Below are 5186 nucleotides of genomic sequence, written 5' to 3' on the forward strand. Positions count from 1 at the left end.
TCTGGCACCCAGGTATATCACCAGAACGTTCTCAATGCCGTAGATCAAATCATTGCCGGCCTTGAACCCGACCTTGAACCGGCCGAGGCGCACCTTGCGGCTGATCGAGTCAGCATAGCGGTTCTGCCACACGGCGACCCGGTCCACCTCGCGGCCGAAGATCTTGATCGACTGCATCGCGCGAGCCGTCTCGATAAAGGAGGTTTGCTCCCTCGCCATCGCATGGATGGCGTCCTCCTCGCACTGGCGCAGCGAGCGGTAAAGTGCGAAGCGCATGCCCGCGTAGAGGCAAAGGGCCGCCAGGACGACTCCGGCCAGGGTAGGGCTGTAGAAGAAAATCACTGTCAGGGTCAGCACCGCCATCAGGCCATCGACCACGGCCGCGACGAATCCTTCCGCAATCAGGCGGCGGATCGGCTCGGTCGATCCAAAGCGGGAAACCAAGTCGCCGACGTGGCGCTTTTCGAACCAATCGAGCGGTAGCCGGATCAGGTGATTGAACAGGTTGGCGCCCATCCGATAGTTGAGCGCACCGCCGAGGAAGAGCAGCACGTGGGAGCGCACGTAGTCGGCGGCGACTCTGAACAGCATCAGCAGGCCAAAACCGATCGCGAGTGCTCCCATCAATCCTAAGTCGCCTTTCAGCACCGCCTCATCGATCGTCAGCTGCATGTAGAAAGGCGACGCCATCACGAACATCTGCAGTACAATCGACAGCAGCAGGGCTTGACCCAGAGCGCGACCCATGCCCGCCACTCGGCCCCACATGGACGTCAGCGGCAGCTTCTGGATGTCCTTCTTCTTCTCGAAGGCCGTTGTCGGGGTCAGTTCCAGAGCGATCCCGGTAAAGTGGCTTGACGCCTCCGCCAGGGTATAGCGGCGCACACCCTGGCCCGGATCGTGAATAACCACCCGGTCGCCGCGCACCTCCTTCAGCACCACAAAATGCTTCATGTCCCAGTGCAGGATGCAGGGAGTGCACAGGCTCTTCAGCTGGTCCGGCTCCAGCCGCAACCCGCGCCCGACCATGCCCAAACGCTGGGCCATGTGCAGCACGGTCTTGAGCGTCGTGCCCTTCATCGAGACTGAGAACTTGCGGCGTAGCGCGTTGAGGTCAACCTCGTGGCCGTGATACGTGGCGACCATAGCCAGGCAGGCAAGACCGCACTCGGCAGCTTCGGACTGCAGGATCACCGGCAGGCGTGGGCCGCCGAGCAGGTTCGGGAGATGGCTTGTGGCGTTCACATTCTTCCCCTGGCGCTATAGAGCGGCTCCAGCAGCCATTCCAGAACCGAGCGTTCCTCCAGCACGATATCCGCCTTGACCGTCATATCGGGTTGCAGGGGAACCGCCTGGCCGAAGGCATCCACGTCCTGCCGCTCGAGACGCACGACGATGCGGTAGGACGGTTCCTTGATCGTCACGGAACCAGTGGCGTCGTTTGGCGTGAATACCGTCGCCGACACCCGCTCGACGGTGCCGGAATAGGCCCCGAAACGCTGGAATGGAAAGGCGTCATACATCAGTCTCACCCGCTGCCCCTCGGCGACGAAGCCGATGGCGCGGCTGGCGACGTAGAGTTCGGCCCTCAGCTCCGATCCTTCCGGCATCAGTGTCATCACCGAACGGCTGGAATCGACGGTGCGACCGACAGTGGTCTGGAGGGCTGAGACACGCCCGGCAACCGGTGATCGCACGACCTGCTCCCCGCGTGCCGTGACTTCCGCCTGCCGCTGCTCGAGATCGGCCAGCGAGGAGGTGAGCTGCGCCAGCTTGGACGCCGTCTGGGGGGCGATCTGGTCGCGCTGGTTCCGCGCCTGAGCAAAATCTCCCTCGGATGCCGCGATCTGGCGGTCGAGTGCGACCAGAGACTGGCGCTGGGACAGCCAAGTCTCCTCCTGCGATCGCAAATCAGTCTTAGCGACATAGCCGCTTCTGCGTAGCGCTCGCAGGGTTTCCAGTCGCTCGGATGCAAGAGTGATGCGCTCGACCTGAAGCGACCGTTCCGCCCGCAGGGCGACAAGCTCAGACTCGGTGCCCTTTATCAGGGATGCAAGCCGCGCGTCCTCTGCCGTAGATTTCTGGTCCTCGGCGGCGATCTGATCGCGCAGAAGCTTGGCCTGGCGGGCCAGAGCATCGGTCAGCGAGGCTTCGAGGGTGCCGCCATCCTCAAGGGTCTGTCGGGAGTCGAGGGTCAGCAGGATCTGTCCAGCCTCGACCCTGTCGCCCTCCTTCACAGGCAGGGCCGCTACGACCCCGGCCCGTATTGGCACGATCTGCACCGCCCCGGTGACAGGCGCCAGAGCTCCCACGGCGGTTTCCTTTCGGGCATAACCGGCTGTGGTCACGAACGCCACACTGATAGCCGCCATCAGCGCCAGGAAGCTGGTCAGTATCCGCCAGGACACTGGCGCCGGCGGCAGCGCCATCACAGGTGTTTCGGATGTCGCCGCCGCCAAAGCCTGTTTGCGGAAGAGGAGCACCGTCATGGTTCAATCTTCGTCAGAAGATCTTGGTGACGGTCAAAGCCGCGTTGACGGCGTCTTTCACGCCGGTCACGACACCATCAATAATGCCGCCGACAACGAGGACAGGAGGAATTGGGCAGACGCTGATGCCGGGAACGCCGCCGCTGACTTCGGCCAACGCCTCTCCATCGAGTGCGACAGTCCTTTTTTCGGGATCACCGCCGCTGATGGGAGGGCCGTCCTGTTCGACATGCATGATATCATCCTGTGACTGAAGCCAGGCAATGCCCGTTAAAAGGCCATCTTGGATCTTTGCGTGAAGTGGCTCACGCTGCTCGTAGTTTCAGGCGGTTCTAACCGCATCGGCATCCCCAATAGCGGGGCGTCAGATGGTGCCAAAGAGGATCGGGAACGGAAAGAATGGTCCGATAAACGCCGCTGCGGCTGCACCCCTGCCACTTATGGCGAAGAAGCAACGGAACTGTACCAAGATCTCAGCATGCCTGCCCAGGCTCGCTCACGGCTTCCACGCAAAGTACGGAAGAACCCATTTCCGGGATCATCTCACCCCAGAGGGAAGCTTCAAATGGATCGGCTAGGGACCTGAGGAAATGTTTTCCGATTTATCGGATGTGCCGGCGACACTTTCCGGATCCGCGATCCATCGCCTGTATTCGTCGGTGGTGCAGACTTCGGTAACGACTTGGGGGCATCGAAGGCAGGCGACCCTGCCTTCCTGACGGAACCAGCGGCAGGTCGGGCGGATTTCACAAGCAGGGAGGCTGTTGACAACCGGATCCAGAAACTGGGCTATCCTCGTAGCAAGACGGCAATCAGTACCGTCGAAATGCTTGCAGCCACCGCCCGCGCATGGGGATGCCGCGCGAAATACCTGGCCTGGATTTGCTTGGCCGGCCAGTGCCAGGAGCGACTCCGTGACAGGCTGCGCTTCAGTCAGGTAACCGATCCGGGGAGACTCTGTCGTTCCGGTCACAACGCCGAAGACGACGGCCCCCGGATTAGTCGGTTGAGCGCTCGGGCACTGAATAACGGGCGGTTTTTTATCAGAAGCCGTCATGTCGACACTCCTGTTCCATGCTGCCGATCTGGATACTCTTGCCGGCGAAGGTAGGCGCCAGCCGGTGCGATATGGCGACTGGCGCCTATTCGACGAGACTTAGATGCCGACCGGCTCCAGGCCGAAACTTGGATTGAGGAAGGGGCCGCCGCATATGATCAGATCTTCGATTCTGAAAGAAGAAACAGCGCCGACCGCCGCGCCACCCACGGCTTCCGCGATCTGATCCGGCGTCAAGCTCACCGGAGCCTCAAGCTGCTGGATCTGCTCCGGCATGGAATCGATTTTCCGTTTCATGATATTGCTCTCAGTCAGGAGAAAGGTTTGCGAAACTTTGCCAAGAAAACGTTCCGCAGCGGCGGAGCCAATAGGCTGAATGCCTAATCATTAGTTTTCCGCAGCATTGTTGATTGTTGACACCTATGCTGATTGAAATGTGTGAACCAACGCACACTAAAGATGAATTCTAAGGGATAACTTTCTCGAAGAAGCTACGCTATCCTTAAGAGAAGGATCGTCGGCGCGGGGTGTGAGAGGATGTTGGGTTCTGTCAGATCTCGGGGCAGCTTGCCGAAAGCGCCATCAGTGGATAGGTTGCCGGTCCGATTTTAAAGGATCAAGAGAGCCATCATGAACTGCCCACACTGCCACTCGTCGTCGACCACCAAGCGGGAGGAGCGGACGGTTCATGGTTTCCGTCGCTTCCGGTGCCGCGATTGCGGGCGGCGGTTCAACGAGCGAACCGGCACGGCGCTCAACCGGGTCCAAGTCCCGACCGACATCGTGTTTCTCGTGGTCTTCTGGAGATTGCGCTACAAGCTGAGCCTGCGCGACTTGGCCGGAGCTTTAGCTAATGCCGAAGGCAGTAAATGTTTCTGATCTGAGGCATCGTGTTCACCCACGAGGCGGTGCGCGACTGGGAAGCCAAGCTGGCGCCGCTGCTGGCCGAAGGCCTGCGCAAGCGCCGGGGTGGCAAAGCCGGCCGATGCTGGCATGTCGACGAGACCTACCTCAAAGTCGCCGGTGCATGGTGCTATCTCTACCGCGCAATCGACCGCGACGGCAATCTGGTCGACGTCTATCTCAGTGAAACTCGCGATATGGCCGCCGCCAAGGAATTCCTCCGCTCCGCCAGATCCGTCACCGAGGTCGAGCCCGAGCCCGAGCAGGTCACAACCGATGGCCACACCAGCTATCCCACGAACTCGGCACCGACGTCGACCATCGCACCAGTCAGTATAAAAACAACGTAATCGAACGGAATCACCGGGGAATAAAAGGACGCTACCGGTCGATGCGCGGGTGCAAAAATTTCGATGCGGCTCATCGCTTCTGCCGCGCCTTCAACGAAGTCCGCAACTTCCTACGTCCGACCAGCTACATCAACCAGAACGTCTCCCTCGCCCGCCGCCGGTCCATTCATGTGCAGCGCGTGGCCGCGCTGCGGGACCTGATCTCCGCCGCATGATACAGCTTCTGATAGCCAGATGCTTGTCCGTTACGCAACTTGTCCCGAAAGCTGACAGAACCCGCCGGGTGCCTCCGTACCGCATGACTGTCAACCGGGTACCTGGGGAGTTACCTCAGAGCTTGATATTGTGGTCATTTTTTCCATCGTCATAGGCGGAGTGGACAGTTCT

8 protein-coding genes are annotated in these 5186 nt (G+C 60.5%); 3 read left to right on the top strand and 5 right to left on the bottom strand.

Annotated features, from left to right (window positions below):
- The 5 genes from AC5JJ6_RS40495 to AC5JJ6_RS40515 form a co-directional block, all read right to left on the bottom strand.
- Positions 1 to 1245: peptidase domain-containing ABC transporter (locus AC5JJ6_RS40495; protein WP_496047476.1), on the bottom strand; the 1245-nt coding region annotated here is incomplete at its 3' end.
- A complete protein-coding gene (locus tag AC5JJ6_RS40500) occupies positions 1242 to 2489 on the bottom strand; it encodes a beta-barrel domain-containing protein (protein WP_496047477.1) in 1248 nt (415 codons plus the stop codon). The genes AC5JJ6_RS40495 and AC5JJ6_RS40500, both read right to left, overlap by 4 nt.
- A gap of 13 nt (positions 2490 to 2502) precedes the next feature.
- Positions 2503 to 2724, bottom strand: coding sequence for a hypothetical protein (locus tag AC5JJ6_RS40505; protein WP_496047478.1), 222 nt, complete (start codon positions 2722 to 2724; stop codon positions 2503 to 2505).
- 339 nt (positions 2725 to 3063) lie between these two features.
- Positions 3064 to 3546: a hypothetical protein gene (locus AC5JJ6_RS40510; protein WP_496047479.1), complete on the bottom strand. Its 483-nt coding sequence runs from the start codon at positions 3544 to 3546 to the stop codon at positions 3064 to 3066.
- A gap of 99 nt (positions 3547 to 3645) precedes the next feature.
- Positions 3646 to 3843, bottom strand: coding sequence for a hypothetical protein (locus AC5JJ6_RS40515; RefSeq protein WP_496047480.1), 198 nt, complete (start codon positions 3841 to 3843; stop codon positions 3646 to 3648).
- Between the two features lie 333 nt (positions 3844 to 4176).
- On the opposite strand from AC5JJ6_RS40515, the gene AC5JJ6_RS40520 reads away from it, so the two are divergent.
- From AC5JJ6_RS40520 to AC5JJ6_RS40530, 3 genes are read left to right on the top strand one after another with little or no spacing between them, the layout of a single operon-like run.
- Positions 4177 to 4425 (top strand): transposase, encoded by a 249-nt coding sequence (locus AC5JJ6_RS40520; protein WP_496047481.1) that lies wholly within the window; start codon positions 4177 to 4179, stop codon positions 4423 to 4425.
- 11 nt (positions 4426 to 4436) lie between these two features.
- Complete coding sequence (locus AC5JJ6_RS40525) at positions 4437 to 4799, top strand: DDE-type integrase/transposase/recombinase (protein ID WP_496047482.1); 363 nt, start codon at positions 4437 to 4439, stop codon at positions 4797 to 4799.
- Positions 4799 to 5014, top strand: a complete 216-nt coding sequence (locus AC5JJ6_RS40530; RefSeq protein WP_496047483.1) for a hypothetical protein — start codon at positions 4799 to 4801, stop codon at positions 5012 to 5014. Before AC5JJ6_RS40525 ends, AC5JJ6_RS40530 begins: the two co-directional genes overlap by 1 nt.
- The last annotated feature ends 172 nt before the right edge of the window (positions 5015 to 5186 follow it).

It is taken from the genome of Skermanella sp., assembly GCF_059503625.1.